General features: G+C 65.3%; 22 protein-coding genes. 16 read left to right on the plus strand and 6 right to left on the minus strand.

The window, feature by feature from the left end; all coding sequences use genetic code 11:
* The first annotated feature begins 2 nt into the window (after positions 1 to 2).
* Entirely contained in the window at positions 3 to 203 is a 201-nt protein-coding gene (locus AC1DYL_RS21390; protein WP_477147906.1) for a Flp family type IVb pilin, read from the plus strand.
* On the opposite strand, the gene AC1DYL_RS21395 is transcribed toward AC1DYL_RS21390, so the two are convergent.
* A complete protein-coding gene (locus AC1DYL_RS21395; RefSeq protein WP_477147905.1) occupies positions 200 to 1,054 on the minus strand; it encodes a malonyl-ACP O-methyltransferase BioC in 855 nt (284 codons plus the stop codon). The genes AC1DYL_RS21390 and AC1DYL_RS21395 overlap by 4 nt on opposite strands.
* A gap of 80 nt (positions 1,055 to 1,134) precedes the next feature.
* Here AC1DYL_RS21395 and AC1DYL_RS21400 point away from each other — a divergent pair, with 80 nt between their 5' ends.
* From AC1DYL_RS21400 to AC1DYL_RS21415, 4 genes are read left to right on the plus strand one after another with little or no spacing between them, the layout of a single operon-like run.
* Positions 1,135 to 1,872 (plus strand): ComF family protein, encoded by a 738-nt coding sequence (locus AC1DYL_RS21400; RefSeq protein WP_477174691.1) that lies wholly within the window; start codon positions 1,135 to 1,137, stop codon positions 1,870 to 1,872.
* Positions 1,873 to 1,905: 33 nt separating this feature from the next.
* Entirely contained in the window at positions 1,906 to 2,160 is a 255-nt protein-coding gene (gene grxC, locus AC1DYL_RS21405; protein WP_477174692.1) for a glutaredoxin 3, read from the plus strand.
* A gap of 3 nt (positions 2,161 to 2,163) precedes the next feature.
* Positions 2,164 to 3,033: a carbon-nitrogen hydrolase family protein gene (locus AC1DYL_RS21410; RefSeq protein ID WP_477174693.1), complete on the plus strand. Its 870-nt coding sequence runs from the start codon at positions 2,164 to 2,166 to the stop codon at positions 3,031 to 3,033.
* Positions 3,030 to 3,455 (plus strand): DUF1178 family protein, encoded by a 426-nt coding sequence (locus tag AC1DYL_RS21415; RefSeq protein WP_477147901.1) that lies wholly within the window; start codon positions 3,030 to 3,032, stop codon positions 3,453 to 3,455. The genes AC1DYL_RS21410 and AC1DYL_RS21415 overlap by 4 nt, the downstream gene beginning before the upstream one ends.
* Here the strand turns inward: AC1DYL_RS21415 and AC1DYL_RS21420 are convergent.
* Positions 3,452 to 3,961: an RNA polymerase sigma factor gene (locus AC1DYL_RS21420; protein ID WP_477174694.1), complete on the minus strand. Its 510-nt coding sequence runs from the start codon at positions 3,959 to 3,961 to the stop codon at positions 3,452 to 3,454. The genes AC1DYL_RS21415 and AC1DYL_RS21420 overlap by 4 nt on opposite strands.
* Positions 3,961 to 4,167 carry a YgaP family membrane protein gene (locus tag AC1DYL_RS21425; RefSeq protein WP_477174695.1) on the minus strand — a complete coding sequence of 69 codons (207 nt, stop codon included), beginning with the start codon at positions 4,165 to 4,167 and terminating at the stop codon, positions 3,961 to 3,963. The genes AC1DYL_RS21420 and AC1DYL_RS21425 overlap by 1 nt, the downstream gene beginning before the upstream one ends.
* Before the next feature lie 177 nt (positions 4,168 to 4,344).
* Here AC1DYL_RS21425 and AC1DYL_RS21430 point away from each other — a divergent pair, with 177 nt between their 5' ends.
* Positions 4,345 to 4,590: a hypothetical protein gene (locus AC1DYL_RS21430; protein ID WP_477147898.1), complete on the plus strand. Its 246-nt coding sequence runs from the start codon at positions 4,345 to 4,347 to the stop codon at positions 4,588 to 4,590.
* Between the two features lie 10 nt (positions 4,591 to 4,600).
* Here the strand turns inward: AC1DYL_RS21430 and ubiG are convergent, their stop codons facing one another.
* Positions 4,601 to 5,341 carry a bifunctional 2-polyprenyl-6-hydroxyphenol methylase/3-demethylubiquinol 3-O-methyltransferase UbiG gene (gene ubiG, locus AC1DYL_RS21435; RefSeq protein ID WP_477174696.1) on the minus strand — a complete coding sequence of 247 codons (741 nt, stop codon included), beginning with the start codon at positions 5,339 to 5,341 and terminating at the stop codon, positions 4,601 to 4,603.
* Between the two features lie 640 nt (positions 5,342 to 5,981).
* Here ubiG and AC1DYL_RS21440 point away from each other — a divergent pair.
* From AC1DYL_RS21440 to clpB, 6 genes are all read left to right on the plus strand, one after another.
* The gene (locus AC1DYL_RS21440; RefSeq protein ID WP_477152308.1) at positions 5,982 to 7,253 is read left to right on the plus strand and encodes an aspartate kinase; all 1,272 of its coding nucleotides are present in this window, start codon (positions 5,982 to 5,984) and stop codon (positions 7,251 to 7,253) included.
* Positions 7,254 to 7,318: 65 nt separating this feature from the next.
* Positions 7,319 to 9,586 carry a phosphoenolpyruvate--protein phosphotransferase gene (gene ptsP, locus AC1DYL_RS21445; RefSeq protein WP_477174697.1) on the plus strand — a complete coding sequence of 756 codons (2,268 nt, stop codon included), beginning with the start codon at positions 7,319 to 7,321 and terminating at the stop codon, positions 9,584 to 9,586.
* A 6-nt stretch (positions 9,587 to 9,592) separates the two neighbouring features.
* Positions 9,593 to 10,669, plus strand: coding sequence for a peptide chain release factor 1 (gene prfA, locus AC1DYL_RS21450; RefSeq protein ID WP_477174698.1), 1,077 nt, complete (start codon positions 9,593 to 9,595; stop codon positions 10,667 to 10,669).
* On the plus strand, positions 10,666 to 11,529 hold the full coding sequence (gene prmC, locus AC1DYL_RS21455; protein WP_477174709.1) for a peptide chain release factor N(5)-glutamine methyltransferase: 864 nt from the start codon (positions 10,666 to 10,668) through the stop codon (positions 11,527 to 11,529). Before prfA ends, prmC begins: the two co-directional genes overlap by 4 nt.
* Positions 11,530 to 11,842: 313 nt before the next feature.
* The gene (locus tag AC1DYL_RS21460; protein ID WP_477174699.1) at positions 11,843 to 12,505 is read left to right on the plus strand and encodes a DUF4167 domain-containing protein; all 663 of its coding nucleotides are present in this window, start codon (positions 11,843 to 11,845) and stop codon (positions 12,503 to 12,505) included.
* A 232-nt stretch (positions 12,506 to 12,737) separates the two neighbouring features.
* Entirely contained in the window at positions 12,738 to 15,359 is a 2,622-nt protein-coding gene (gene clpB, locus AC1DYL_RS21465; protein ID WP_477174700.1) for an ATP-dependent chaperone ClpB, read from the plus strand.
* 352 nt (positions 15,360 to 15,711) lie between these two features.
* Here the strand turns inward: clpB and AC1DYL_RS21470 are convergent, their stop codons facing one another.
* Positions 15,712 to 17,244 carry an alpha/beta hydrolase gene (locus tag AC1DYL_RS21470; RefSeq protein WP_477174701.1) on the minus strand — a complete coding sequence of 511 codons (1,533 nt, stop codon included), beginning with the start codon at positions 17,242 to 17,244 and terminating at the stop codon, positions 15,712 to 15,714.
* Between the two features lie 223 nt (positions 17,245 to 17,467).
* On the opposite strand from AC1DYL_RS21470, the gene AC1DYL_RS21475 reads away from it, so the two are divergent.
* From AC1DYL_RS21475 to AC1DYL_RS21490, 4 genes are all read left to right on the plus strand, one after another.
* Positions 17,468 to 19,153, plus strand: coding sequence for an alpha/beta hydrolase (locus AC1DYL_RS21475; protein ID WP_477174702.1), 1,686 nt, complete (start codon positions 17,468 to 17,470; stop codon positions 19,151 to 19,153).
* Positions 19,150 to 20,637, plus strand: coding sequence for an alpha/beta hydrolase (locus AC1DYL_RS21480; RefSeq protein WP_477174703.1), 1,488 nt, complete (start codon positions 19,150 to 19,152; stop codon positions 20,635 to 20,637). Before AC1DYL_RS21475 ends, AC1DYL_RS21480 begins: the two co-directional genes overlap by 4 nt.
* A 71-nt stretch (positions 20,638 to 20,708) precedes the next feature.
* Positions 20,709 to 21,053 carry a VOC family protein gene (locus tag AC1DYL_RS21485; protein WP_477174704.1) on the plus strand — a complete coding sequence of 115 codons (345 nt, stop codon included), beginning with the start codon at positions 20,709 to 20,711 and terminating at the stop codon, positions 21,051 to 21,053.
* A 28-nt stretch (positions 21,054 to 21,081) separates the two neighbouring features.
* Positions 21,082 to 22,590 (plus strand): MFS transporter, encoded by a 1,509-nt coding sequence (locus AC1DYL_RS21490; protein ID WP_477174705.1) that lies wholly within the window; start codon positions 21,082 to 21,084, stop codon positions 22,588 to 22,590.
* Between the two features lie 131 nt (positions 22,591 to 22,721).
* On the opposite strand, the gene AC1DYL_RS21495 is transcribed toward AC1DYL_RS21490, so the two are convergent.
* Entirely contained in the window at positions 22,722 to 24,686 is a 1,965-nt protein-coding gene (locus AC1DYL_RS21495) for a M23 family metallopeptidase (RefSeq protein ID WP_477174706.1), read from the minus strand.
* Positions 24,687 to 25,546 lie beyond the last annotated feature (860 nt).

Consider the following 25,546-nt stretch of genomic DNA (forward strand, 5'->3'; position numbering starts at 1 on the left):
TGATGACGGGTCTTTGTGCACAGGTCAGGTGCTTTGTCAGTGACGAGAGCGGGGCCACCGCTATCGAATACGGACTGATCGCCGGCCTCGTCGCCGTGGGTATGCTGATCGCGTTGACACTGACGGGCGGCAGCGTGAGCACGCTGTTCGACTATGTCTCCAGCCGCTCGGGCGAGCAACTCGACAACATCGAAGGTCTCTAGCTCTTTCCCAACACGTCCTTGAGTCGCACCGTGGCGCTGCCCGGGCGCAGCGGCTTCTGCTGGCTTTCATGCGGGGCCCAGCCGCTCAGCCAGATGATCTCCAGCGTCGCCCGCACCCGGCCATCGGGATCCCCCGCAAGTTCTGCATAAGCGGCCGAGGCCGCGGCCAGCAACGACTTCGTCGCCATTCGCCCGGGCCGATCGGCCAACGGGTTCTGCGCGCCCATCCCCTTCAGCTCCCGCATCAATCGCAGCGCATCGGCATAGCGCACCGGGTAGGTCTCGAGATCAGTCACCGGCAGCGCATAGCCCGAACGCTGCAGCAGCCCGCCGGCATCGGCCAGCGGGATGAACGGCGCGACCCGGGCAAAAGCGCCACCCGAAGCCTCAGCATCGGCGCGCAGGAATGCCTGCCGCAGCTCGGTCAGGCTGTCGCCCCCGAGCGCGGCGGCGATCATCAGCCCGTCGGGCCGCAAATGCGCGCGGATGCGGGCGAGGAAGCCCGGTACGTCGTTCGTCACCTGCAGGTCGAACAGCGAGACGATGAGGTCGTAGTCCTCGCGCGGCAGCAGCAGAGCCTCGGGGTCGACCAGCGGTGCGTCGTCAGAGCCAAGCACCGTCGAGACCCGCTCGAAGGCGAACGCGCCGCTGGCCGAGCGTCCCATCAGCGGCAACCGCGAGCCATCCGGCGCCATGATCAGCGCCTGCTCGAAATCGCGCGATACCGTAATCAGCCGCGACGCCAGGTCGTCGAGCGCCAGCTGGGTGACGAAATCATCGGGCTCGGCCGGACGCCGCCCCAGGTGTTCGGCGATCAGCGTGCGGTCGAAAACCTTCGGGGGCAGGGCCATAGTCAATCCGCGCTCGGTCTCATAAGCTCGTGGGCGTTATGGAATTGGGGCTGGGCAAAGTCAAAGCGGGATCGGCTGCTATGGTGCGGCTGGGAGGCGCTTTGCTCGATCTGGTCTATCCGCCGACCTGCCTCGATTGCGGCGCGCCGACCGCCGTGCATTCCGCACTCTGTCCGCGGTGCTTTGCAAAGCTTCGGCCGATTTCAGCCCCCTATTGCCCGGTATTAGGCCTGCCATTCGAGGTCTCGCTTGGCCCCGACGCGCGTTCCGCCGAAGCCATCGCCGACCCGCCGCCCTTCGACCGGGCCCGCTCGGCGGTGCTCTATAACGAGGTCGCCCGCGCCATCGTCAGCCGCCTCAAGTACGGCGACCGGCCGGAACTCGCCGGGTTCTGCGCCCGGCTGATGGCGCCGGCAGGCTCCGAATTCTGGGCTGAACAGCCGGTGCTCGTGCCGGTGCCGCTCCATCGCTGGCGGCAGTTCGAGCGGCGCTACAACCAGTCCACCGAGCTGGCCCGCGCCCTCGGCCGGCTCACCGGATTGCCCGTCGATACCGGCCTCGTCGCCCGCACCCGCCGCACCCGCCAGCAGGTCGGGCTCTCCGCCGATGCGCGCCAGCGCAACGTCGCCGGCGCCTTCACCGCGCACCCGGAGGCGTTGCGCCGGCTCAAGGGGCGCGGCGTGGTGCTGGTCGACGACGTGATCACCACCGGCTCGACCGTCAAGGCCATCACCCGGGCGCTGAAGCGGGCCGGGGTGATCAAAATCGATGTGATCTCGTTCGCACGCGTTGTGACAGGCGCCGAACTCCCCATATAGAACTCAACAAATCCCAGCGCTTCTGTAGGTGAGATGAAAAAGGTAGAAATTTATACGACCCAATGGTGCCCCTATTGCCACGCAGCCAAATCGCTGCTGGACGAAAAGGGTGTCAGCTACGAGGAAGTCGACGCCGACGACCCGGAAATCCGCATGGCGATGGTGCAGCGCGCCCATGGCCGCCGCACCGTGCCGCAGATCTTCGTGGGGGAAACCCATGTGGGCGGCTATGATGACATGGCGGCGCTCGATCGCGGCGGCCAGCTCGATCCGCTGCTCGCCAGCTAGGACGTGAAGATGCGCGTTGCCGCCCTGCAGATGACTTCGGGCACCCAGCCGGGTCCCAATCTCGATCAGCTCGAGCAGCTGGCTGCCGAGGCTGCCGGGCAGGGCGCGACCTATCTGCTATCGCCGGAGGTAACGGTAGTGTTCGCCGAGAATCGGGATGGGCTGAAGTCCGTTGCCGGTCTGTGGGAGAACAACCCGGCCATCGCCCGCGCCAGCGGTATCGCGAAGAAGCTCGGGGTGAGTCTGCACCTCGGCTCGCTCGCCGTGGCGCTGCCAGACGGGCGCTTCGCCAATCGGTCGGTGCTGTTCCGGCCTGATGGTTCGATCGCTGCGACCTACGACAAAATCCACCTGTTCGACGCGACGCTTCCCGGCCTGAAGCAGTACCGCGAGAGCGAGACCTATGCCGGTGGCGATGCCGCCGTCGTCACCGATGCGCCGGGCTTCAAGCTCGGCATGACCATCTGCTACGACGTGCGCTTCCCGGCGCTGCATCGCGCCTTGGCGGAAGCCGGGGCGCAGGTGATCTCGGTGCCCGCCGCCTTCACCGTCCCCACCGGCGAAGCGCACTGGGAAGTGCTGCTGCGCGCCCGGGCCATCGAGACCGGCTCATGGGTGATCGCTGCGGCACAAGCCGGCACGCACGAGAACGGGCGCTCCACGTGGGGCCATTCGATGATCATCGACCCCTGGGGCAAGATCGTCGCCGAGCTCGGTGGCGATGGTCCGGGCATCGCGATTGCCGACATCGATCTATCAGCAGTGGATGAAGCGCGCGGGCGCGTCCCGGCGCTTGCCAATGCCCGTCGGTTTTCGCTAACCCTCGACGCTTCGGGCCCCACGGTATTCGCCCGAGAGGACGTATCCGCGTGATCAGTTATTCGCTCGTCTGCGACAGATCCCACAAGTTCGACGCCTGGTTCAAAAGCGCCGAGGCCTATGACGAGCAGGCTGGGCGTGGCATTGTCACCTGTCCGATCTGCAACTCGGTGCGGGTGGAAAAAGCGCTGATGGCGCCGGCCGTGTCGCGCATGAACTCCGACAAGGTGTCGCTGTCGAGCGGCCATCCGCAGCAGGCCGAGATTCGCGAGATGCTGCGCGTGATGCGCAAGAAGGTCACTAGCGAGGCCGACTATGTCGGCGACAAGTTCGCCGAGGAAGCCCGCAAGATCCACTTCAAGGAAGCCGACCCGCGCGGCATCTATGGCGAAGCGACGCGCGACGAGGTGGCCGAACTGATCGACGACGGCGTCGATTTCCTGCCGCTGCCACATGTGCCGGACGAGGCGAACTAGCGGGCCAGGTACTCGCGCGCCAGCGAGCGGGCGCGGTGGAGCCGCGCCTTGACCGTCTCGCGCGTCGCATCCAGATGGGCGCCGATCTCGTCGATGGTCAGTTCCTCCAGGTCGCGCAGGATGAGAACCTCCCGATAGTGTGCCGGTAGTGACTGGATGGCTGAAGCCAGGTCGAGCCGCAATTCGTGATCCGGCCGCACGGCGAAGTCGACATGGTTCTCGATGACCTCCAACGGCGCGCTGCGGCCGAAGCCACGCCGGGCAAGCCTGATACATTCATGCCGCACCACTGCAAACAGCCAGCCCGAGAAGGCCGAGATAACACGCAGGCTGCCGATGCGGCGGTGCAACAGACAAAGCGCATCCTGGACGGCGTCGTCGACATCAGCGGTTTGGCAGGCGGCGCGGGCGTAGCGGCGGATGTCCGGCTGGGCCGCCGCGAGCAGCGACGTGATCGCGGCGGCGTCGCCGTTCCGAGCGGAAGCGATGAGGTCCCTTGGCGGCATCAGGTCTTGTCGACGGGCTTTCGGCCGATCATGGCGCAGGCCGGGCAATAGCCGAACACGCCGGTCAGCGCCACATAGAGACCCGTAGCGGCGACGGCATATCCCGGCCAACCGATCAGATAGAGCAGCCCGCCTCCGATCATCACCGTCCCGGCAATCAGACGGACGAGTTGCTCCCAGGCCCAGACATTCTTGCGATAGAACATGCGTCACTCCTTGCTGCATCGCAGAACAAGAGGGCCGGCGACGGCAGAACGGTGCGCGTGATCGCAGGTTTATTTCGCTGAACGGCGCCTAACTCGTGCCGTTCAGTAGCGGTTCAAGGCCTCGGACGCAGATTTGCCTCCAGAGACGGCGCGCAGGCGCCACCGAAGGAGGATAGAATGCACCATTCAACCCTGACCCCGGCCACCACCACAACCGGTGGCGCCATCCGCGCCGTGATGAGTGACGCCGCGTCGGCCGCCCTCAAGGCACTGAAGCCGTTCGACTTCGCGGTGGAAGACGCATTGGACCGCACCTATGGCGCCGGCCGCTGGTTCCTCTACTGGGACGAAGACCTGTCGGGTCATCCGATCCGCGGCACCATCACGCTGGCCTACGGTCGCGACACTCTGGTGGTCGGCTGATCAACCGTGATCAGGCTGCAGGCTTTGCCGCCAGCACCATGTAGTTGACCCCGAGATCGCGGCTGGGCCGCCACTCGTCCGCCAGCGGATGGAACACCACGCCGGTCTTGTCGATGACCTTCAGGCCATTGCGGGCGCAGAGCGCCGAGATCTCGTCCGGCGTCAGGAACTTCCGGAAATCGTGGGTGCCCTTGGGCAGCCAGCCAAGAACCCGCTCCGCCCCGATGATCGCAAGCGCATAGGCGCGCGGCGTCCGGTTGATGGTGGCGGTGAACAGCAGGCCGCCCGGCTTCACCAGGCTGGCACAGCTCTTCATGTAGAGCGGCACGTTGTCCACGTGCTCCACCACTTCCATGTTCAGCACCACATCGAACCGCTCCCCCGAAGCGTCCAGCGCTTCGGCCGTGGTAGCGCGATAGTCGATATCGAGCCCAGATTGCTTCGCATGCAGTTCGGCGATGCGGATGTTCTTCTCGCCGGCATCGACGCCGACCATTGTCGCGCCCAGCCGGGCCAGCGGCTCGCTCAGCAGCCCGCCGCCGCAGCCGATATCGAGGATGCGCACGCCCTCGAGCGGCCGGCGCACCGTGCTGTCCTTGCTGAACTGCGCGATCACCTTGTCGCGCACATAACCCAGCCGCACCGGGTTGAACTTGTGCAGCGGCTTGAACTTGCCCTTCGGATCCCACCATTCGTCCGCCATGGCGGCAAACTTGGCGATCTCGTCAGGATTGATGGTCGTGTCGGTCATGGGGAGGTTATCGGTCCGCGCCGTGGCGGAAACAAGAGGTGCGGGCGTCGCAGTGGGTGTAGCTGCTCACGCCACCCACCGGCGTCATTCCCGCGAAGGCGGGGACCCAGTGGGATGCTTCAGTGCCAGCGGGTGTCGAGACATCGCACTAGGTTCCCGCCTTCGCGGGAATGACGCCGGCGACAGACTTATCCCCGCCGTTTTGCTCCATGCGATCCTCGCCCCATTCCTTCACTCGGGCGGCGGTCGCGACGAACGAACGGTGGGGGATGTCGGTGCCGTGGGAGTCGTCCCGTGGCGGCCGCGACTATGGGCACCCGGCCACGTCCGTGCTTAGCGCACGGCGTCGCGACCGCTTCCTCATAGTCCCCGCAAAAACTCCGACTGGTTCGGCGAGGCGACGGCCTTTCATTTGCGGACTACCCGCGTGGCCAAAGCCTCGCCGGACCCCGCTCGATCTTTGAATCTACCGAAGCCGGGAGGCTGTCGGGCGCGTAGGTGTGTCCGGATGACATCGAGCGTGAGGCGACACGCAACTGAGCACCCGTTCGTCCTGTTGATAACCCGGCCCGTTTGTGGCATGTCCCCGCGCAATTCTGAGCGTACCGGCGGGTTCCGCCACAAAATCGGGGTAGGGGCCTTGGGCCGTATCGTAGTCAAGTTCGGCGGCACCTCGGTCGCCTCGGTCGAGCGCATCCGTCAGGCGGCGCTGCATGTGAAGCGTGAGGTCGACGCCGGCAACGAAGTCGCGGTGGTGGTGTCGGCCATGTCGGGCAAGACCAACGAGCTGGTCGGCTGGGTCAATGACGCATCGAAGCTGCATGATGCGCGCGAGTACGACGCGGTGGTCGCCTCCGGCGAGCAGGTCACCGCGGGCCTGATGGCCGTGGTGCTGAGCGAGATGGGCATCCCGTCGCGCTCGTTCCAGGGCTGGCAGGTGCCGATCAAGACCGACGACGCGCATGGCGCGGCGCGGATCATGGAAATCGATCCGACCGAACTCGAAAAGCGCTTCGCCGATGGCGTAGTGCCTGTGATCACAGGCTTCCAGGGCGTAGCCCCGTCGGGCCGGGTCACAACGCTCGGCCGTGGCGGCTCCGATACCAGTGCGGTGGCCGTGGCTGCCGCTGTGAAGGCCGATCGCTGCGACATCTACACCGATGTCGACGGCGTCTACACCACCGACCCGCGCATCACCCCCAAGGCGCGCCGCCTCTCCAAGATCTCGTTCGAAGAGATGCTGGAAATGGCCTCGCTCGGCGCCAAGGTGCTGATGATCCGCTCGGTCGAGATGGCGATGGCGCATAAGGTGCGCCTCACCGTCCGTTCCACTTTCGACGATCCGAATGCGCCGCAGATCGCGCCGGACGGCACGCCGGGGGTTCCCGGCACAATCGTATGCGATGAGGAAGAGATCATGGAAAAGCAGATCGTTTCGGGCGTCACCCTGGCACGGGCCGAATCCAAGATCACGCTGCGCGACGTCAAGGACCGGCCGGGCGTCGCCGCGGCGATCTTCGGGGCGCTGTCGGATGAATCGATCGTTGTCGACATGATCGTGCAGAACGTCTCCGAGGATGGCTCGACCACCGACATCACCTTCACCGTGCCCGATGCCGAGCACGACAAGGCAGTGAAGGCGCTGAAGGCCGCGGGCGAGGCCGGGCGCTTCGAATACCGCGTGCTCAACACCGCCAAGGGCGGGGCCAAGGTGTCGGTGGTGGGCGTCGGCATGCGCAATCATGCGGGCGTTGCGGCCTCGATGTTCAAGGCGCTGGCCGACAAGTCGATCAACATCCAGCTGATCACCACCTCGGAAATCAAGACCTCGGTGCTGATCGATGACGAATATGCTGAGCTTGCGGTCCGGGCGCTGCATACGTATTACGGGTTGGACAAGCAGGACGCCTGAGACGCTTTGACCCCGGTCGCGGCGCCCAGGCGATAGGGCGGCGCCGGGGCCGCCAGGCGGGAATCATGGCCACAGCGATCAGCGGGCCGCGCGTGCTTTTGAAGCAGCTGCGCGAAACCATGGCGGAGCCGCTGGCTTCGCAGGCTCGGCTCGACAAGATCGTCAATCTCATTGCCGACAACATGCACGCGGACGTCTGTTCGTTCTACGTGCTGCGCGATGACGGCGCGCTCGAGCTGTTCGCTACCCGCGGCCTCGAGGCGAGCGCCGTTCACATGACGACGCTGCGGCTCGGCGAAGGCCTTGTCGGCCTGATCGCGGCGCAGGCCGAACCGCTTAGCCTCGATAATGCGCCGGCCCACCCGGCCTTCGCCTATCGCCCGGAAACCGGGGAAGATCCGTTCCAGGCCTTCCTGGGCGTGCCGGTGCTGCGCGCCGGCCAGACGCTTGGCGTGCTGGTGGTGCAGAACCGCAATTCGCACAGCTACGGCGAAGACGAGATCGAGGCGATGCTGACCACGGCGACATTGCTCGCCGAGATGATGTCGACCGCCGATTTCGATGCGCTGATCAAGCCGGGCCAGGACATCGACCTCCGCCGCCCACGCCATTTCGACGGCACCGGGTTCACCGACGGCGTGGCGCTCGGCAAGGTGGTGCTGCACGATCCGCGCGTCGTCGTCACCAATTTCGTCGCCGAGGACACCGAGGTCGAACTGGGGCGGCTGCGCGAGGCGCTCGACCGGATGCGCCTCTCGATCGACCAGATGCTGAGCCATGGCGACATGCAGTCGTTCTCGGATCATCGCGAGATCCTCGAGAGCTACCGGATGTTCGCCAACGATCGCGGCTGGGTCGACCGGCTGACCGAGGCAATCGACAACGGCCTCACCGCCGAGGCGGCGGTCGAGCGGGTGCAGAACGATACCCGCGCGAGGATGATGCGATCGACCGATCCATACATCAAGGACCGCCTTCACGACCTCGACGACCTCGCCAACCGGCTCCTCCGGGTGCTGACCGGCAATGGCGGCGGCATGGGCAAGAAGGACCTGCCCGACAACGCCATCCTCGTCGCCCGCAACATGGGTCCGGCGGACCTGCTGGAATACGACCGCACGCGGCTGCGCGCCGTGGTGCTGGAAGAAGGCGCGGCGATCTCGCACGTCGCCATCGTCGCCAAGTCGCTCGGCCTCGTCGCCGTTGGGCAGGCCGAGAACATCGTCTCGATGTCGGAATCGGGCGACGACATCATCGTCGATGGTGCGGCGGGCACAGTCTACCTGCGGCCGACTCCGGATATGATCCAGGTCTATGTCGACAAGGTGCGGCTGGGGGCCAAGCGCCGCGCCCACTACCTGGAGCTGAAGGACAAACCGGCGGTCACCCGCGACGGTCACGAGATCACGCTGCTGCACAACTCGGGCATCGTCGCCGACCTGCCGATGCTGCAGGACACGGGCGCCTCGGGGGTCGGGCTGTTCCGCACCGAACTGCAGTTCATGATTGCCTCGCGCCTGCCGCGGCTGAAGGAACAGGTGGAACTCTATTCCGAGGCGATCCGCCTCACCGAAGGCAAGCCGATCGTCTTTCGCCTGCTCGATATCGGCGGCGACAAGGTGATCCCGTATTTGCGCTACGAGGCCGAAGAGAACCCGGCCATGGGCTTCCGTTCGCTGCGCCTGGCACTCGACCGGCAGGGGCTGTTGCGCATCCAGATCCGCGCGCTGTTGCAGGCCGCCAATGGCGGGCCGATGAAGATTCTCGTCCCGATGGTCACCGATGCCTGGGAGTTCCGGCAGACCCGACTGGTGGTCAACAAGGAAGTCGAGCGCATGAAGCATGCCGGCCAGCCGGTGCCTTCGAAGCTCGAACTGGGCGCGATGATCGAGGTGCCCTCGCTACTGTGGGAACTCGACCAAGTGCTGCCAGAGGCGGATTTCGTCTCGATCGGCTCGAACGACCTGGTGATGTTCCTAACCGCGGCCGACCGTGGCAACAAGCGCGTCGCCAAGTCCTACGATCCGATCGCGCTGCCGCGGCTGCGCGCCCTCAAGCACATCGTCGATATGGCCAAGCGCTACAACGTGCCGCTGACCATGTGCGGCGAGCTCGCCGGCAAGACCGTCGAGTCGCTGGCGTTGCTGTCCATCGGGATGACCAAGCTGTCGATGAGCCCGCCTTCCATCGGTCCGATCAAGGAAATGATCCTCGGCACCGAACTCACTCCCATCCGCAATTCGGTCTCCGCCGCCCTCCTCGAAGGCGCGCATGGCCCCAGTATCCGCGAGCTGCTGCTCGATTGGGCGGGGCGGCAGGGCCTGGTGATCTAGGTATCAATGGCCTCCCTCCCGCAGGACAAACTCGACGCCCTCACCAAGCGGTTCGACTCTATCGAAGCAGCGCTGGCCTCCGGCCCGGCTGCCGAGCAGTTCGTGAAGCTGAGCAAGGAATATGCCGAGCTCGAGCCGATGGTGCGGCCGATCCAGGCCTACCAGAAGCTGCTGGCTGACCTCGAATCCGCCGAGGAACTGGCCGGGTCCGGCGACAAGGAAATGGCCGAGATGGCCAACGCCGAGATCAGCGAGCTGAAGCCGAAGATCGAGCAATCGGTCGCGGAGATTCGCATTCTCCTGCTGCCGAAGGACGCGGCCGACGAGAAAAGTGTGATCCTCGAAGTGCGCGGCGGCACCGGTGGTGATGAAGCGGCGCTGTTCGCCGGCGACCTGCTGCGCATGTACCAGCGCTACGCGGACCTCCAGGGCTGGAAGTTCACGCTGATGGAAGAGAGCCCGGGCGAAGTCGGCGGCTACAAGGAAGTGGTCGCCAACATCACCGGCAAGGGCGCCTACGCCAAGCTCAAGTACGAATCGGGCGTGCACCGGGTGCAGCGCGTGCCGGCCACTGAAACGCAGGGCCGCATCCACACCTCCGCCGCCACCGTCGCCGTGCTGCCCGAGGTCGAGGAGATCGACATCGACATCAAGGCCGAGGATATCCGGATCGACACCATGCGGTCGTCCGGTGCTGGCGGCCAGCACGTCAACACCACCGACTCGGCAGTGCGCATCACCCACTTGCCGTCGGGCATCGTCGTCACCGCTTCGCAGAAGAGCCAGCACCAGAACCGCGCCACTGCCATGAAGGTGTTGCAGGCGCGGCTCTATGAAGAGCAGCGCAACGCCCGGGACAGTGCCCGCTCCGAAGCTCGCAAGGAGCAGGTAGGCTCGGGCGACCGGTCGGAACGCATTCGCACGTATAACTTTCCTCAGGGACGAGTAACCGATCACCGGATCAATCTGACGCTCTACAAGCTCGACAAGGTGATTGCGGGCGATGCCCTGGAGGAGCTGATCTCGGCCCTCATCACCGAACACCAGGCGGCGCAGCTCGCCGCCATGGAGGGGATTTCCTGACACTCAGCGTAGGGGCAGCATGGCGAGGGGTACGCGACCTGTTCCGGCGGGCCGGCATCGACACGGCGGAACTCGACGCCCGGCTATTCGCTGAAGCGGCCTTCGACATGGACCGGTTGGAGCTGGTCAACCGCGAGCGCGAAGAGGTACCGGAAAAGCAGCTGAAGGCGCTCGAAGCCTTTGCCGCGCGGCGCCTCAAGGGCGAGCCGGTGGTGCGAATCCTCGGCGAGAAGGAATTCTGGGGCCTGAGCTTCAAGCTCAACGCGGCAACGCTGGTCCCGCGACCGGAGACCGAACTCCTGGTTGAGCGCGGGCTGGAAGTCATCGGTGCCCTCGACAAGCCCCGCATCCTCGATCTTGGCACCGGTACCGGGTGCATCCCGATTTCGTTGCTGACCGAGTATTCCGACGTTGTCGGTGTCGCCGTCGACCTCTCCGCCGAGGCGCTGGAGATGGCCCGCTTCAATGCCAACCGGCACGGCGTCGGCAGCCGGCTGACAACGCTCAAAGGCTCGTGGTTCGATCCGCTGGAGCCGGGCGAGCGGTTCGACCTCATCACCTCGAACCCGCCCTATATCGAGACCGCGGAGATTGCCGGCCTGATGCCCGAGGTGCGCGAGCACGATCCGCGGCTGGCGCTCGACGGCGGTCCCGATGGACTTGCCGCTTACCGGGCGATCGCCGCCGAGGCCGGATTGTTCCTCGCACCCGAGGGCGTGCTGCTGCTTGAAATCGGCTCCAGCCAGGGCGTGGCGGTGAGCGACATCTTCGTCGGCGCCGGCTTTGCCGAGGTCGAAGTAGCGCGCGATCTTTCGGACCATGACCGCATGATTGTTGCCAGGCTGAACCTTGGCTCTTGAGTATCCGCGAGGAGCGCCCATATTTTGTGCTTGGAAAGCCGGGGCGAACCAGATAGGTTCCCGGTGCTGTCAACGGTGCGAGCAGATCGCGCCAAGGTGACGGCCACCCGCTCATCGGCGAAGCTGCATTTAGCAGTGTTCGATTCTCGGACGAGGAACCGAGGCGCCTTGATGAGCAACAAGTGGTTCAACACGCGATAGCTCAGGCACCGCTGGAACGAGACCGCCCGCGCCCAATTGGCGCCTGTGGCCCCCGGTGCTGATGTCCCCAATGTTGCCTTCAGTATTCTTTTCCAAGGCTTGAAAAGAGACGATGAGACCTAACAATCAGCAGAACAACAACAAGAACCGCTCCCGTGGCCGGAACAACAATGGTGGCCGCAAGCACGGCAACCCGTTGAGCCGCAACTACGAGAGCAATGGCCCCGACGTGAAGGTGCGCGGCAACGCCTCGCACATCGCCGAGAAGTACCTGCAGCTCGCTCGCGACGCGCAGTCCTCCGGCGACAGCGTGATGGCCGAGAATTACCTGCAGCATGCGGAGCACTACTTCCGCATTCTCAGTGCTGCTCAGCCGCAGCAGGGTCAGCAGCGCGACCAGTTCGGCCAGCCGACCAACGAGGACGATTACGACGACGATTTCGAGCCGATGAACGATCGGTTTGCGTCGCCAGAACCGCGCCAGTTCAACCAGCAGCCGCAACAGCAGCACGACCAGCAGCAGCAACCGCAGCAGCAGCCGATCCCCGGCAGCGAGCCGGTGGTGATGGCTGTCGTCGAGACTGCCGCGGCTGCGCCGCAGGCCGAGGGCGATGCACCGCAGGCCGAAGGCGAACCACGTCGTCGCGATCGCCGGCCGCGCCGCCGGTCGCGCGGGCAGGGTGGCGAAGGCGGGGCCGATCCCGCTGGTGCACCGCAGCCCGACGTCGGCGAGCTGCCGGCTTTCCTGACGGCCGGCAACACGCCGGCTGAGTAAGCCGAGACGCCTTGGAAAAAACCATGAAGGCCGGGATCGCTCCCGGCCTTTTGTTTTGTCCGGCGCTCCCTATATCTCCGTCGAGACCGGGAAGCGCCGCCGAGCGGGCACCCGGTCCTGATCTGGCTTGGTCGATTCCAACTGCGATTTCGTTTGAGCCAAATCAACGCTTCAGGCGTTGGATGCGTGCCTCACTCAGGGCGGGTCCGACGTGCCAGACGAGGAGAGTTGAATGAATATCGAGAAATACACCGAGCGCGCGCGCGGCTTCATCCAGAATGCGCAGCAGCTGGCGCTCAGCAATGGCCACCAGCAGTTCGCACCGCTGCACCTGTTGAAGGTCCTGCTGGACGACGACGAGGGCATGTCGGCCGGTCTCATCACCAAGGCCGGCGGCGACGCCAAGATTGCGCGGGCCGAAACCGAAGCGGCGATGGCCCGCATCCCCAAAGTTTCCGGCGATGCCGGGCAGCTGTATCTCAGCCGTGAACTGGCGCGGGTCTTCGATACGGCCGAAAAGGCTGCGCAGAAGGCCGGCGACTCGTTCGTTACGGTCGAGCGGCTGCTGCTCGCCCTGGCGGTCGAAAAGGATATCGACGCGGGCAAGATCTTGGCCTCCGCCGGCGTCACCCCGCAGGGACTGAACGAGGCGATCAACGAGATCCGCAAGGGCCGCACCGCCGATTCGGCGTCGGCCGAGAACAGCTATGATGCGCTGAAGAAATACGCCCGCGACCTCACCGAGGCGGCCCGCGAGGGCAAGATCGATCCGGTGATCGGCCGCGACGAAGAGATTCGCCGCACGGTGCAGGTGCTGAGCCGCCGTACCAAGAATAACCCGGTGCTGATCGGCGAACCCGGCGTCGGCAAGACCGCCATCGTCGAGGGCCTCGCCATTCGCATCGTCAATGGCGACGTGCCGGAATCGCTCAAGAACAAGTCGCTGCTGTCGCTCGACATGGGCGCGCTGATCGCCGGCGCGAAGTATCGCGGCGAGTTCGAGGAGCGGCTGAAGGCCGTGCTCAACGAGATTTCCTCGGCCGATGGGCAGATCATACTGTTCATCGACGAGATGCACACGCTCGTCGGCGCCGGCAAGACCGATGGCGCGATGGACGCGTCGAACCTGCTGAAGCCGGCGCTCGCCCGCGGTGAACTCCACTGCGTCGGCGCGACGACGCTGGATGAGTACCGGAAGCATGTCGAGAAGGACGCGGCCCTGGCCCGTCGCTTCCAGCCGGTGTTCGTCGATGAGCCGACGGTCGAGGACACGATCTCGATCCTCCGCGGACTCAAGGAAAAGTACGAGCTGCATCACGGCATCCGCATCTCCGATTCGGCCATCGTTGCCGCCTCGACGCTGTCGAAGCGCTACATCGCGGATCGGTTCCTGCCCGACAAGGCAATCGACCTGATCGACGAGGCGGCGGCGCGGCTGCGCATGGCGGCCGAATCGAAGCCGGAGGAGCTCGACGAGCTCGACCGCCGCATCATGCAGCTGAAGATCGAGCGCGAGGCGCTGAAGAAGGAAACCGACGAGGGTTCGAAGACCCGGCTCGGTCGCCTGGAGCAGGAACTCGCCGACCTCGAGGAGCAGGCCAATGCGCTGACCACCCGCTGGCAGAATGAGAAGCTGCGCATGCAGGGGTCTCAGAAGCTCAAGGAAGAGCTCGACAAGGCCCGCACCGATCTCGAACTGGCACAGCGGCAGGGGAACCTCGCGCGTGCCGGCGAGCTGGCCTATGGCGTGATTCCGGATCTCGAGAAGAAGATCAAGCTGGCAGACGACCCGAATGGCGACGGCAAGCCGGACAATCCGATGGTCGAGGAAGTGGTAACGCCGAGCCACATCGCTGGTGTCGTGAGCCGCTGGACCGGCATTCCGGTCGATCGCATGCTCGAAGGCGAGCGCGAGAAGCTGCTGGCCATGGAAACCGAACTGGGCAAGCGCGTCATCGGCCAGGCTGAAGCGGTTGAAGCGGTGGCGAAGGCCGTTCGCCGCGCCCGCGCCGGGCTGCAGGATCCGAACCGGCCGATCGGCTCGTTCATGTTCCTCGGGCCAACCGGTGTCGGCAAGACCGAGCTCACCAAGAGCCTCGCGCAGTTCCTGTTCGACGACGAGCACGCGCTGGTGCGGCTCGATATGTCGGAGTTCATGGAAAAGCACTCGGTCGCGCGCCTGATCGGCGCCCCTCCGGGCTATGTCGGCTATGACGAGGGCGGGGTGCTGACCGAGGCGGTGCGGCGCCGGCCCTACCAGGTCGTGCTGTTCGACGAGATCGAGAAGGCGCATCCGGACGTGTTCAATGTCCTCCTCCAGGTGCTCGACGACGGGCGGCTGACGGATGGGCAGGGGCGGACGGTGGATTTCCGCAACACGCTGATCATCATGACCTCGAACCTCGGCTCCGAGTATCTCGTCAACCTCAAGGACGGCGAATCGGTGGAACTGGTGCGCGGCAAGGTGCTCGACGTGGTGAAGGCCTCGTTCCGGCCGGAGTTCCTCAACCGGATCGACGACATCATCGTCTTCCACCGGCTGCAGCGCGACCACATGGGTGCCATCGTCGATATCCAGCTTGGCCGCTTGCGCGGGCTGCTCAAGGAGCGGGATATCTCGCTCGAGCTCACTCCGGCGGCACGCGAGTGGCTCGCCAACGAGGGGTACGACCCGGCCTATGGCGCACGACCGCTGAAGCGGGTGATCCAGCGCGAGGTGCAGGATCGTCTCGCCGAGGAGATCCTCGCCGGCCGGGTCAGCGACGGGCAGACCGTCGTGGTCGATGGTGGCGACAGCGGCCTGTTCCTCAGGGCCGCGGGTGTCGAACAGCCCGGCATCGACGCCGCGGCTTAAGAGTCTGGGGCCGGCCGAAGGGTCGGCCCTTCTTATTCTGGACGCTGAGCTTGTGGCGGGACTGGCAGAGGCCGCAAATTTTAGTACGGCTTCATACAGAGCAGACTGGGCGCTTTCACTTCAGTTCCAGCGGGAACCATACAAGAACAAATATGGAACAAAACGAGCGAAAGCGCGGCTGGTAGGGGTCGTGAGATCGATGATGTTGAATTTCCAAGCATAGACGAGGTTAGCAGTCGTCAGTTCTTTGCCGATGCACTTGGCCGGCACCTCTTCAGCTTCAGTCGGACCTCGTGACGCGACCCGCGGAGCAGGGCCCGGCTCCCGGATCGGCAGCGAATTCGCAGAATGGCTATGGCTGCTGCAGGGCCGGTTCGACGCCGTTCATCATGTCGATGAGCAGCCCATAGACCAGCGCCGGATTGCCGGTCGGCTGGTGCGGGTCGATCAGGTCGTGTCCCAGTCCCAGCGTCAGCGGCAGCGTTTCGACATTCACCGTCGCCCCGTGCTTTTGCCAGTCCGCCACAAGGTCCTCCGCCAGCGGGTTGCTGACCGCGTCGTCGGCTTCGTTCAGCAGCATGGCGATGCCGGATCCCAGCGGTGCCTCGTGGTGCGCGGCCTCCATCACCGATTCGCCCAGCCGCATCGCCTGCGCCAGTCCGTGAGTAGCGAAGCGGGGATAGGCATAGGTCATGCCCGGCGGGTTCTGCTGGGTCTTGGGGTCCCACCACACCATCATATTGGGCAACAGCAGCAACAGGTTGGTTGCCGCCCGGTTGGCCCATTTGGGCAGGACGTGCGGGCCGAAGAACGGCGCCATCGAAATCGACTGGTCGGCATCGGCGCGATACTGCGCGAGCCACGACGAGAGAATGCCGCCGGCCGACAGCCCGGTGATTACCACCTCGTCGCCCAAGCCCTTGGCGATCGCCATGGTCTCATTGGCCTCGGCGACCAGCTGTTCGGCCGTGAGGTCGGCGAGCGCCAGACTCAACTGGTCGGCATCTCCATGCTGCGGCATACGGGGCACGTAGACGTTGTAGCCGAGCGCGAACAGCTGCGGCGCCAGTTTCTCTGCCTGTGCCGGGCAGTTGGTCAGCCCGTGGAAGAACACCACGACGCGCTTCACCTTCTCGCCATGCGTCAGCAGCTGCGACAGGCAGCGCGGGTTGAGCGGCAGGGCCGCTTCGCGTTGCCGGACTGCGTCGAAGCCGGCAAGGGACTGCTCGTACGCGACGGGCTGTGCGTCGGCGGGCGCCGCGCCGGTCAGCCCAGCGGTGTTGAGCGGCATCAGCGTCAGGAAGGTGAAGCTGCCGACGAGAAACAGCACGGTGAGCAGCGCCAGCGTGCCAGCCAGTCGGGGGATGGTGCGCCAGAAGCTGCGACGTTCGGGGCGCGCATCGGGCGACCTGCGGTGCAGCACCCAGACCAAGGCCACGCCAACCACGGCGAAGGTCAACGTCGCGGCGAACCCCGTCGTTACAAGCGTGACGACGATTCGGACGAGCACGTTGCCGGTGCGGCTCTGGTAGCTGAACATGTCCTGCGGCTCGCGCCAGCCGCGCTGGAAGATGTCGGCCAGCACCAGCACCACTGGGTAGGACAGGAAGGCGACGAGCACACCGGCCGCGGCTCCGCGCATCAGGGTGAAGCGGTGCCCGCGCGCCAGCAGCAGCCACCAGCCGAAGCGTCCGGTTAGGAACACGCCCGCAAACAGCGTGGTCCAGGTGACCTCGCCCTTGGTATTGTCGACGAGCTCGAGAATGCGGACGCCGGTGAGCGGCACGGCGACGAGCGCGGCGAGCGCAAAGACGATGCCGGCGATCAATGTCCACCAATGGTGGGCGGCGTGGCGTGGTGGCGTGTTGTTCGGCTGGTCGCTCATTTCGATCTCTGACATCTTGGGAACGACCCTGCGCCGCAATATCTTGCAGTAGAGTGTAGCATCCGATTGCAGGGAATATCTCGGCAATTTGGTATGCACGCCGGTGCTGTAATCGCCTGCGCAATGACGGTAAAATTGCGCGGCCAATATTGATCGGTTGTCGGCAGCAACGCTGCAAGTCTAGTGCGTCCAGAGATCCGAGCGGCCAGCTCCGGAGGATGATGTGCAACTCCCCAGATGGCTCCTGCGGCTGATCGGCCTGTTCTCCGAGATGGGTCTGGTGGTTGGATCCATCCTGTTCTCGCTGGCCTTGACCCCCTCGCTGCTGCCCCGCGGCGCGCTGATCCAGGGCATGCTCTCCGGATGCGCCTTCGCCATCGGCTACGGCATCGGGGTGTTCCTCGAGTGGCTGTGGGACTACATGGGGCTGAAGCTGCCGGACTCGAAATACACCGCCTGGCTCAAGCTGGTCGTGGCGATCGGCTGCATCATCCTGATGGCCGTCTGCCTTTACCAGACCACCGGCTGGCAGAACTCCGTCCGCGCGGTGATGGGGATGTCGCCGGTCGAGAGCGGGCACCCGCTCTGGGTGCTGCTGATCGCCCTCGTCCCGGCCGCCATCCTGATCGTCATCGGCAGGCTGCTGGTCTACGGCGTCAGTTTCGTGTCGCAGTGGCTGGTGCGCTATGTGCCGCGCCGGGTGGCGATGGTGGGCAGTCTGGTGGTGGTCGGTATCGTCGTCACCACTCTGTTCAACGGGTTGCTGCTGCGCGGGGCGCTGCGCGCCGCCGATGAGTTCTTCCTCCGGCTCGATAGTATTGCGGGCCAGTTCGGCACGCCGCCGGCCGGTCCGCTGCAATCGGGCAGTACGCAATCGCTGATCGACTGGAGCACCATCGGGCGCGATGGCCGCATGTATGTCGCTTCCGGCCCAACCAAGGCCGATATCGAGATGGTCATCGGGCGGCCGGCGCTGGAGCCGCTGCGTGTGTCGGTCGGGCTGCGCTCCGCCGACAGCATCGAGGAGCGGGCGGCACTGGCATTGGCCGAGATGAAGCGAGTCGGCGCGTTCGATCGCGCCGTGCTGGTGGTGATCACGCCGGTCGGCACCGGCTGGGTCGATCCGGCCGGCGTGGATACGCTCGAATACCTGATGGCAGGCGATGTCGCATCGGTGTCGCTGCAATATTCCTATCTGCTCAGCCCGCTATCGCTCATTGTCGAGCCGGACTACGGGAGCGACGCTGCGCAAGCGCTGTTCAACGTCGTCTATGCGTACTGGACGACGCTGCCGCATGATCGGCGGCCGCGGCTTTACCTCAACGGCCTGAGCCTCGGCGCACATGCCTCGCAGGCCTCGACGCATTTCTTCGACGTGCTGCAGGATCCGTTCCAGGGCGCGCTGTGGGTAGGGCCGCCCTACACCAGTGGTATCTGGCGCTGGGCCACCAACAACCGCCAGCCGGGCTCGCCCGAGTGGCTGCCGCGCTTCGGCAACGAGACCACCATCCGCTTCAGCAACCAGGGCGGCGGGCTCGAAGTCCCCGGCATCCCCTGGGGGCCGATGCGCATCGCCTTCCTGCAGCATGCCAGCGACCCAATCGTGTTCTTCAGCTTCGACGCGCTGCACCGGGCGCCGGACTGGCTGAAAGGCGAGCGGGCGCATGACGTCTCGCCGATTCTCAACTGGTACCCGCTGGTCACCTTCCTGCAGCTGGGCATGGACATGGCGCTGGCGCTCGACGTGCCCCCCGGCTACGGCCACAACTACTCGGGTTCCGACTATATCGATGCGTGGCGTGCGCTGGTTGAGCCGCCCGGCTGGGACGACGCGGCGATCGAGAAGCTGAAGCTGGTGGTTGCCGAGCGCCTCGCGGCGGTTCATCCGGACAAGGCCGTGACCAAGTGACGAACCGGCAGGCTGCCGGACAATGGTGGTGGACGCTGGTTGCCGCCGCCATCTTCGGTCTCGCTGCCGTGGTTGCCGCGCCGGTTATCGGTTTCGACGTGGGCGGGCCGCTCGGGGTGGAGATGTCACCGGGCGGCTGGATCAGCACATTTGCCGGCACGTTTCTCACCGGCTATCTGGCGTGGTGGACTGTCATCGGCTGGCCGCGACGCCTGTCGCTGGCGCGCGGCGCCTTTGCCGGCATGCTGGTGGGGTTGTTCTCCTATCCGATCGTGCTCGGCCTCGCCGATCTGCAGAGCAGGCCGATTGAACCCCCCGCTTTCGCCGAGCGCGGCTTCGGCGTCCTGGAACTCGCGATCCTTACCCTGTTGACCACCGGCTTCGCCGCGGCCCTGATCATGGCCGGAGCCGGAGTGCTGACCGCGCTGCTGTTGCGGCCGGTCTATCCACGGACAGCGCCGCGGCCGATACCGTGGCTGGCCAAGCTCGGCGCGGCTGTTCTGACCATGGTCGCCCTGGCGCTGACCGCCGGCTTCATCCGGCTCTCCCAATTGCCACTTGATGCCGAAAGTCTCGCCGAGAATCGTCCGTCCACCGCGCCGGTCGCTACCTACGACGCGGCAGTTGCCGCATTCGCCGCCATCGAGGCCGACGAGGCAGCACGGCCGTTGCACCCAGGCTGCCGTTCCCGCCTCCTCAGTCACGGTGCGAAAGTCGCCGGCGTGGTGGTCTACCTGCATGGTCTCACCAACTGCCCGCTGCAGGCGGAGGAACTGGCGCAGCAGCTGTTCGCGCTTGGCTACAACGTCTACCTGCCGCGCTGGCCGGGCCATGGCGAGGCCGACCAGATGGCGCTGGCGCTGGTCGATCTCGATGCCGAGACCATGGTGGCGAGCACCGACGAGGCTATCGACCTCGCGCATGGGCTCGGCGACGAGGTGACGGTCATCGGCATGTCGGCCGGCGGGGCGATGACTGCCTGGGCGGCGCAATACCGGGCCGATGTGGCGCACACAGTGGCGGTGTCGCCTTTCCTCGGCCCGCATTTCGTGCCGCCCTGGGCCAATCGCGCCGCTGCCAACCTGCTGCTCATGATGCCCAACACGATGCTGTTGTGGAACCCGCTCGAGCCCGAGGGATCGCCGGGCATGGAGCACTCCTATCCGCGCATCCCGACTCACGCGCTGGCGCAGTTCATGCGGCTTGGCGAGGTCATCGGCGACGGAGCGCGGGCCGATCCGCCGCGTGCAGCCGGGCTCGGCATGCTGCTGAACGACGCCGATTTCGCAGTGAACAACGAGCTGGCGCGCCAGCTGATCGCGGCGTGGCGGAGCAGGGGCAGCACGGTGGACGTCGAGGTGCTGCCGCGCTCCGACCGGCTGCCGCACGACCTGATCGACCCCCGCATGCCGGGGGCCAGGACCGAATTGGTATACCCGCTGCTGCTCGAAATGCTGGCCCGTCAACCACCCGCCAGCCGATAAGTTTGACCGCGGGTCGATTGCCAGCAGGTTCGGGGTGCTATAGGAACAAAAAGAGAACAGGAGTGTCGAAGATGAAGCAGCGGTACCAGATCGACTACCTCGAGTTCCCCTCCACCAGCGTGCAGAACAGCCATCGCTTCTTCGCCGAGGCCTTCGGCTGGGCGTTTACCAGCTATGGGCCGTCCTACGAGGCGATCAACGATGCGGGGATCGATGCCGGCATCGACTCAGGTGAGGGGCGGACCGAAAAGCCCCTGGCCGTGATCCGCACCGAGGATCTCGAACTGGCCGAGCGCGAAGTGCTGGCGGCGGGGGGCGAGATCACCAAGCCGGCCTTCGATTTCCCGGGCGGTCGGCGGTTCCACTTCCGCGAACCGGGCGGCAACGAACTCGCCGTATGGATCGAGAAGGCGTAGGCTCCCGGCCAGTCAGAGGGAGCCGGGGATGAACGACGTCAAATCAAGTGCCGCGCCGGCCACCTTCTGTCCGGCCGGGAATCGTATCTATGTGCTCGTCGCGGCCATCCTCGCCTCTTCGATGGGATTCATCGACGGCTCGGTGCTGTCGATCGCCACCCCGGCCATCAGGGCGGATCTCGGTGCGACGCTGGCCGACGCGCAGTGGGTGTCGAACGCCTACATGCTGTTTCTCGCCTCGCTGCTGCTGATTGGCGGCGCGGCGGGCGACCGCTTCGGGCTCAGGAACGTCTTCGCGATCGGCATCGTGCTGTTCGTCGTCGCGTCGCTGGTCTGTGCGGTGGCGCCGAACCCGACCTTCCTCATTATCGCTCGAGCCGTGCAAGGACTCGGCGCAGCTCTGATGGTGCCGGGCAGCCTCGCGATCATCGCCAAGGCCTATCCGCGCGAAGAGCGTGGCAAGGCGATCGGCCTCTGGTCGGCGTTCTCGTCGCTCACCACGATTCTCGGGCCGGTGATCGGCGGGTTCGTGCTCACCACGATGGGCGACTGGAGTTGGCGGCTGGTGTTCGCCATCAACCTGCCGCTCGGTGGTATCGCGCTGGCGTTGCTGTTCCTCAAGGTTCCAGCCGATCAGCCGGAAGAGGGCAGGCGGCTCGACCTGGTCGGTGGCGCGCTGATCACGGTGGCGCTGTTGCTCATCGCTTTGGGCCTCACCGGGACGGGTGGCAACGCGCCGATGCTCAGCCACATCCTCATCTATTGCGGCATCGGCATCGTCGCACTGGTCGGTTTCATTGTATGGGAGGCGCGCAGCAGTGCGCCGATGCTGCCGCTGCACCATTTCAGGAACGCCGCCTTTTCCGGAGCGCAGGGGCTGACCTTCACGCTCTACTTTGCGCTCGCCGCCATCAGCTTCTTCCTGCCGATGACATTGATCGGCGGCTGGGGTGTCACGGCAGCCGAGGTGTCGATCGTCTTCCTGCCGCTCGGCATCGCGCTCACCCTCTTGTCACCTTACGCCGGCCGGCTTGCCGACAAGGTGGGGCCGGGACCGATGATTGCCGGCGGCGCTGCCATCGTGGCGCTTTCCTTTGCGCTCCTGGGTCTCCTTGCGCCGCTGCAGAACATCTGGATCGCGGTGCTGCCGCAGACCATCCTGCTGGGCATCGGCATGAGTGCGGTGGTGTCGCCGCTCTCTACCGCCGTGATGACCTCGGTCGAGGATCGAGATACCGGCCTTGCGTCGGGGGTCAACAACGCGGTGGCGCGCGTCGCCGGTCTCCTCGCCGTGGCGCTGATGGGCGGGGTTGCGGCCTTCGTGTTCGAGCGCTCGCTGGGGGGCTTTGCAGAATTGCCGGTGTTCTTCGGCATGCAGCCCGACGTACCACTTGCCGCCGATGCAGAAACGGCGCGTCAGGTCGCCAACAACGCCGCCTTCGGCGCCGTCGCCTACGGCAACGCCGCGCTGGCACTGCTGTCGGCGGTCATCGCCTGGTTTACCCAGGAGAACAAACTGAAGAAGAAGGCCGGATAGGCGATGCGCAGGCGCGGGAGGCCTCCCAGCTACCGGGGCATTCCCGCCGCGATGGCGCCTCGGGCGCGAAAAACGGAGTCTCCGCTTTCGCGTGACGCCGGGGATGTGGAGAGGACCGGGGGCCGCCAGGCCTAGTTCAGCGAGGCCACCGTCATCGGCGCGGCGTCGCGCTTCATCAGGTCGCGGATCTGGGCGATGGTCTGCTCGAAATTGCCCTCGTACTGGGCGGCCAGCGACTTGTCGCGCGGGAGCTTGACGCTCAGCGGATCGACGAAGCGGCCGTTGACCTTGATCTCGAAGTGCAGGTGCGGGCCAGTGGAGTTACCGGTCGAGCCGACATAGCCGATGATCTGGCCCTGCCGCACCTTGGCACCCGGCTTCATGCCGTCGGCGATGCGGCTCATGTGGCCGTAGCCGGTCTCGAAGCCGTTGACGTGCTTGAGCTCGACATACTTGCCATAGCCCGAAACCCACTGCGCCTTCTCGACCACCCCGTCGCCAGAGGCATAAATCGGCGTGCCGGTCTTCGAGGCGAGGTCGACGCCGGTGTGCATGCGGCGCGACTTGAAGATCGGATGGACGCGGTTGCCGAAGCGGCTGGCGAGACGCCCGCCACCCTGCAGCGGCCGCCGGGTGAGGAAGCGCTTCCCGGTCTCGCCGTCCGGATCGTAGAAATCGACGGTGCCGTCATCGGTGCGGAAGCGGAACAGCTCGCGCGTCGTGGTGCCAAGCTTCAGCCCCACATAAAGCAGTTCCTGGTGTCCGGTCGCGTCCTTCTCGGTTTCGAGAATTTCGATGGAGTCGCCGGCGCTGATGCGCTTGGTCAGGTCGATGTCGTAAGCGAACATCGCGACGATGCGCGAGGTGATGGCGTCGTCGATGTCGTGCTTGCGCGCCGTTTCCCAGATCGAGCGATAAACGGATGGCAGGTTGTTGACGTTGATTTCCTCGGTGTCTTCGTCCGGGAATTCGATCTTGGGGGGCTCGAGGCCGAGCACATAGCTGCCGCGGTCGGTCAGCGCAGCGGTGGCCGCGTGCTTGATCTCGCCGGATTTGGGATCGGGGAAGTAGATGCTGAGGCGATGCGGAATCAGCGTCTGCGAGTTGCGCGACGGGCCCATCAGGATACGCAGTCGCGCGCCACCCGGCACGTTGGTCGATTGCAGCACGTTCTTCAGCGTCGCCGAAATCATCTCGTAGGTCTGGGGGTCGAAACCGTTCTTCAGCAGCGGGTCCTTCAGCGAGCCCGCCTCACGCACTGTGACGACGCGCTCGGACCGGCCCAACCCGGCTTCCTCCGCCAGCTTGGTCTTGGGAAGGATGCTGACATTTTCCGCGACGCCCGAGAGCCCACCATCGGTGACGACACCGAGATCGCGGACGCCGGTGTCGGGGGCGGCATAGGCCAGCGCCACTTCACCTTCGCCGCCGCCTTCGGCAAACAGATTCTCCACCGTCAGGCGTACGAAGTCGGAAGCGCTCTTGTCGCTGATGGCTGGAGCGGGAACGAAGGTCGCGGGCAGGGCGGCGGTCTTGATCTGGACCTCGCCTTCCACCTCGGCGCCGTAGATCTCGGGGTTGGCGACATCGTCGTCGTCGCTCACCACCGGTTGGCTGGCATCGATCATCGCCACGGGGTCGTAGTCGGGAATATCGCCCGAGAGCGCGGTCGCGGCGGTGGCGAGCGTCGCGCGGACGCGGACGAAAGGTTGCTTCCGGATCAGGGCGCGGCCATCGACGGTCTCGCGGATCGAGGCCTCGACGATCTCGAGCTCCGACTGGGTCTTGGCCACCGGACGAATGCGATCGCCCTTGACCTGTGAATCGGCGGGAGCCTCGGCTGGCTTGGTGATGAGCTGCAGCGCCTCGTAGGCGGTGGAGAACGTGTCCTGGCCCTCGAACGACACATAGAGGGCGGCGCCCATCAGCAGCACCGAGGTGAGGCCGGTCATCACCGTACCGGTGAGCCAGGCGAAGCTCAGTTCGCGGCCATGCGGAATCTCACCATCGGTGGATTGCACGGTCAGTGCCGGACCGTCCTCGAAGCCACTGGCCTTGAGAAGCGCGGCGGTGCGATTACGCTGTGCTGGGTTCAACCCTGTTCGCCTGCTGCCTGATGCCGAAGCCCTACGCCCCTTGGCCAGAAGCAGTGCCGCGCACTCACGCGCGAGTCAACTCACTGGCCACGGCTCTTGGTGGGAGGACAATGCGGCAAAACTAGGCCTCGGACCTGATAGGGCAGGGAGAGCTGCAGCGAGTCACCAGCTGGCACGGGCGATCGCGAGGCCATCTCGGCAATCGGCGAAAGGAATCTCGCACCAGTTCAGGCGCAGATTTCGCGCCGCACGGAGATTTCCACAGGCCCAAGACCCACCCGAAGTTCCCTTGAACAAGCTGATTGCGAACCCCAGATGACAGTGTCCGCGCGCGCGTGCTATATACCCACGTGTACGGGTTGGATGGCGGTCCGGCCCGGTGCCGGCGAAAATGTCAGATTCGTCATCTTGGCCGGTTGACACCCCAAGGGGTCACCCATATAACCCGCCAATCGCTGAAGACCGCGGCGCCGGAAACGACGCCAAAGACTGAAGCAAGCCACTGAAATTGCAAAGAAATTAGCGATTTCAGGTTTTCAAAATTCGGGCCTTCCGGAAGCTGAAAACAGGGTGTTGACAGGCTAGGGCGCCTCGAATACAACCCGGCCTCGCTGACGACGCCGAGCACTTGCTGCTCCCACTGTTCAGCGTTTACTGAAAGGGCAGAGCCGCTGCCGGGCAACCGGAAGATAGGTTTCTGTTCTCTAGGAATTTGGAAGCCTAGCTTCCACCGACGCCGCCGTCGAGAGACGCATCCGGGGTCAGTTCTTTGACATTGTGAAGATTGGAAGAAAGAGAAACGTGGACGGCGAGGTTCTTGCGGTCTGATCGAAAGATCGGGCAAATAGACTTCGACGGTA

The sequence above is a fragment of the Devosia sp. P1_H9 genome (genome assembly GCF_056405135.1).

Bases quoted from the DNA above. Each gene is read 5' to 3' on its own strand.
- AC1DYL_RS21400 (WP_477174691.1), top strand. From the start codon at position 1,135: ATGGTGCGGCTGGGAGGCGCTTTGCTCGATCTGGTCTATCCGCCGACC.
- AC1DYL_RS21430 (WP_477147898.1), top strand. From the start codon at position 4,345: ATGCACCATTCAACCCTGACCCCGGCCACCACCACAACCGGTGGCGCC.
- AC1DYL_RS21460 (WP_477174699.1), top strand. From the start codon at position 11,843: ATGAGACCTAACAATCAGCAGAACAACAACAAGAACCGCTCCCGTGGC.
- AC1DYL_RS21490 (WP_477174705.1), top strand. From the start codon at position 21,082: ATGAACGACGTCAAATCAAGTGCCGCGCCGGCCACCTTCTGTCCGGCC.
- clpB (WP_477174700.1), top strand. From the start codon at position 12,738: ATGAATATCGAGAAATACACCGAGCGCGCGCGCGGCTTCATCCAGAAT.
- prfA (WP_477174698.1), top strand. From the start codon at position 9,593: ATGGCCTCCCTCCCGCAGGACAAACTCGACGCCCTCACCAAGCGGTTC.
- AC1DYL_RS21485 (WP_477174704.1), top strand. From the start codon at position 20,709: ATGAAGCAGCGGTACCAGATCGACTACCTCGAGTTCCCCTCCACCAGC.
- ptsP (WP_477174697.1), top strand. From the start codon at position 7,319: ATGGCCACAGCGATCAGCGGGCCGCGCGTGCTTTTGAAGCAGCTGCGC.
- AC1DYL_RS21420 (WP_477174694.1), bottom strand. From the start codon at position 3,961: ATGCCGCCAAGGGACCTCATCGCTTCCGCTCGGAACGGCGACGCCGCC.
- ubiG (WP_477174696.1), bottom strand. From the start codon at position 5,341: ATGACCGACACGACCATCAATCCTGACGAGATCGCCAAGTTTGCCGCC.
- AC1DYL_RS21395 (WP_477147905.1), bottom strand. From the start codon at position 1,054: ATGGCCCTGCCCCCGAAGGTTTTCGACCGCACGCTGATCGCCGAACAC.
- grxC (WP_477174692.1), top strand. From the start codon at position 1,906: ATGAAAAAGGTAGAAATTTATACGACCCAATGGTGCCCCTATTGCCAC.
- AC1DYL_RS21470 (WP_477174701.1), bottom strand. From the start codon at position 17,244: ATGAGCGACCAGCCGAACAACACGCCACCACGCCACGCCGCCCACCAT.
- AC1DYL_RS21390 (WP_477147906.1), top strand. From the start codon at position 3: ATGACGGGTCTTTGTGCACAGGTCAGGTGCTTTGTCAGTGACGAGAGC.
- AC1DYL_RS21425 (WP_477174695.1), bottom strand. From the start codon at position 4,167: ATGTTCTATCGCAAGAATGTCTGGGCCTGGGAGCAACTCGTCCGTCTG.